Source organism: Streptomyces sp. GC420, from assembly GCF_009916105.1.
Taxonomy (GTDB): Bacteria; Actinomycetota; Actinomycetes; order Streptomycetales; family Streptomycetaceae; genus Streptomyces.
Window position 1 is genome coordinate 1 of the sequence record NZ_JAAAXQ010000619.1, and the last position, 2,927, is coordinate 2,927.

General features: G+C 77.2%; 2 protein-coding genes. One reads left to right on the top strand and one right to left on the bottom strand.

The genetic code is table 11. The features are described from left to right. The coding region (locus GUY61_RS36950; RefSeq protein ID WP_166634669.1) for a regulator at window positions 1-985 on the top strand (985 nt) is incomplete at its 5' end. Window positions 986-1,481: 496 nt separating this feature from the next. Here GUY61_RS36950 and GUY61_RS36955 read toward each other — a convergent pair. Next, the gene (locus tag GUY61_RS36955) at window positions 1,482-2,810 is read right to left on the bottom strand and encodes an NAD(P)/FAD-dependent oxidoreductase (protein WP_166634670.1); all 1,329 of its coding nucleotides are present in this window, start codon (window positions 2,808-2,810) and stop codon (window positions 1,482-1,484) included. Window positions 2,811-2,927: the final 117 nt, after the last annotated feature.

A 2,927-nucleotide genomic window follows, 5' to 3' on the forward strand; every position in this document is an offset into this window, starting at 1 on the left:
GACCCCCCGCGTTCCCGGGCAGGGCCGCGGCGTCATGCCCCGGCAGCGGCAGCCCTGGACCCTGAACGGCGAGGGCGGCCCGGCCAGGGTCACCGCCGGGGACATCGCCGCGCTGCGCTCCGTCGGCGAACTCTTCCGCACCCTCGACAACGCCTACGGCGGCGGGCACGCCCGGCAGGCCCTGGTCCGCTACCTGGAGCACGAGGTCGAGCCGATACTGCGCGGCACCTACGGGGAGGCCACCGGGCGCAAGCTCTTCGCGGCCGCCGCCGACCTGACCAGACTGGCCGGCTGGACCTCGTACGACATCGCGGCGCACGGCCTCGCACAGCGGTACTTCGTGCAGGCGCTGCGGCTCGCCCAGGCCGCCGGGGACCGCGCGTACGGCAGCTATGTGCTGGTGACGATGAGCCGGCAGGCCGTCTACCTCGGCCACGGGCGCGAGGCGGTGCAGCTCGCCCGCGTCGCCCAGCAGGGCGTCGGCTCCTCCGCGCCGCCGGTCGTGCAGTCCCTGCTGCACGCCGCCGAGGCACGCGGCCACGGGGTGCTCGGCGAGGGACGGGCCTGCTCGACGGCGCTCGCCCGCGCCGAGCGCGCCCTGGAGTCGGCCCGGTCGGGCGACGAGGTACCCCACTGGGCGCGGTTCTTCGACGAGGCCCAGCTCGCCGACGAGTTCGGCCACTGCCACCGCGACCTCCAGCAGCACCGCATGGCGGCCCAGCACGCCGAGCGCTCCCTCCAGCTGCGCGGCAACGGGTTCGTCCGCAGCCGGCTGTTCTGCCGGGTGGTGCTGGCCTGCGCCAGGCTCGGGCTCGGGGACGTCGAGGAGGCCTGCAGGCTCGGCGCCGAGGCCGCGCAGCAGGCCACCGAGATGCGGTCCGTGCGGGCGCTGGAGTACATCCGCGATTTCGAGCGGCGCCTGGAGCCGTACCGGGACGCGGCGGCAGTGCGGACCTACCGCGACCGGGTCGCCGCACTGCTCTGAGCGTCCGCGGGCAGTCCGCCGCAGCATGCCGCCGAACGGCGCGGCGGCTGCCCGGCCCGGGCGGTGTCCTTGCCGCGCGGCGTGGACGTTTGCGTTCCGGCGGGCGTCGGACGACGCACATCCCGGTGCGCATGGTGCCGGGCTGCGGCCGGTCCCGCGCAGCGAGCTGGCACCGACATGCCCGGGCGGTGTCCGTGCCGCGCGGCGTGGTTCGCCCGGACCGGCTGTGCCTTCCGGCGGGCGTCGGACAGCGGGCACCGCGCAGCCGGTGCGCACGGTGCCGGACGGCAGACCGGAGGCGGATGCGCGGCGGCCGGGGGAGCGAGTGCCCGCCCCCGCGCGGGGCGGGTCTCCGCTCCGGCGAGGGGCCGCCGCCACACCGGCGCGGAGCACCGCACGGCGGCGGTCCGCCGCGTCGCGCCCGCCGCGCGACGCGGCGGACCCACCGCGGCGCGTGCGGGGCCGCGGCGCGGCCGGTGGTGACGGGGCGCCGCGGTCAGGCGGCTGCCGCGGACACGGACTCCTCCCGCAGGTCGACCCGCTGGGGCAGGCCCAGGTCGGTCAGCAGGGCGCGGGCCGCGCGGCGGCCCGAGTGCAGGGCGCCCTGCACGGTGCTGGTGTCGCGGTGGTCCCCGCAGACGTAGAGACCGGCCAGCAGCCGCACCGACCGGCGCAGATCGTGCGGCGCGGGCATCGCCGGGACCGCCTCCGGGTCGTGGTGCACGGCCAGCAGTTCCCAGCCGGCGGCGCCCGAGGCCGAGGTCCCGTACAGCCGGGCCAGGTGGGCCCGTACCACCCGGTCCAGCTCGTCGGGCGGGGTGCCCAGCACCGTCGAGGAGATCAGTGCCCGTCCCGCGGGGGCCCGTGAGGGGTCGACCTCGCTGAGGACGGCGGTGTGAGAGACGGGGCCGCTCCGGTCCCCGTCCAGCACCAGCGAGGACCCGGCGGTCCGTGCGACCGGCGCGACCGGCGCGGTGTGGTGCAGCACCGTCACCGGGTGGAAGTCCGGCACCCGCAGCCCCGGCAGCAGCTCCGCCGCGGCACGTGCGCCGGTCGCGAGCAGCAGCGACCGGCAGCCGAAGCTGCCGTGCTCCTCGGTCGTCACCGAGGTCGTGGACGCGGAGACGACGCGCACACCGGTGCGCACGGTGCCGGGCGGCAGCGCAGCGGCCAGCAGCCGGGGCAGCGCGTCGGCACCGCCCGCGGGAACGCACAGCCGGCCCCGGGCGAAGCCGCGCAGGGCCAGGTCGGCGCACCGGCTGGAGGTGGCCAGCTCCGGGTCGCACAGCAGCGCCGACAGCAGGGGGCGCAGGAAACCGTCGACCGTACGGGCCGGCAGGCCGCGGCGGTGCAGCGCCTCCGCGGCCGGAACCTCGGGCCGGGCCATCAGCCGCCGCAGCGGCATGCTCGCGGTCCTGCCCAGCATCGCCGCGAGCCGTGCCTGGTCCAGGGCGGCGGGCCACGGGGACGTGGAGCTCGCCAGGGCGCGCGCCGCCGTGAGTGCGCCCCTCGCGCTCCCCGGCTCGCCCAGCCGCTGGTGCCGCCCCCGGCTGTGCACCAGAACCCCGGGCGCGAAGTGCCGCAGCACCAGTTCTCCGAGGCCCGGTGCACGGCGCAGTCCCGGGTAGGAGGTGCTGAGGACCTGGCCGATGCGGTCCAGGCGGAACCCGTCGATCCGGTCGGTGGCCATCCGGCCGCCCACCACGGGAGCCGCCTCCAGCACGGCCACCTCGACTCCGGCACTGATGAGCTGGTGGGCCGCGGACAGGCCCGCGAGCCCCGCCCCCACGATCACGACGTCCGCACGGTGCACGGTACTGAGCACGTGCCCCTCCCGAGGTCGGCAACGGCTGGCTGACGCGGTCTCCTGATGCCCGCGAAACAGGCCTTGGAATACCCGTATTCGCGTCGAGGGTAGGAAGCAATACCTCCTCCCGCAGTC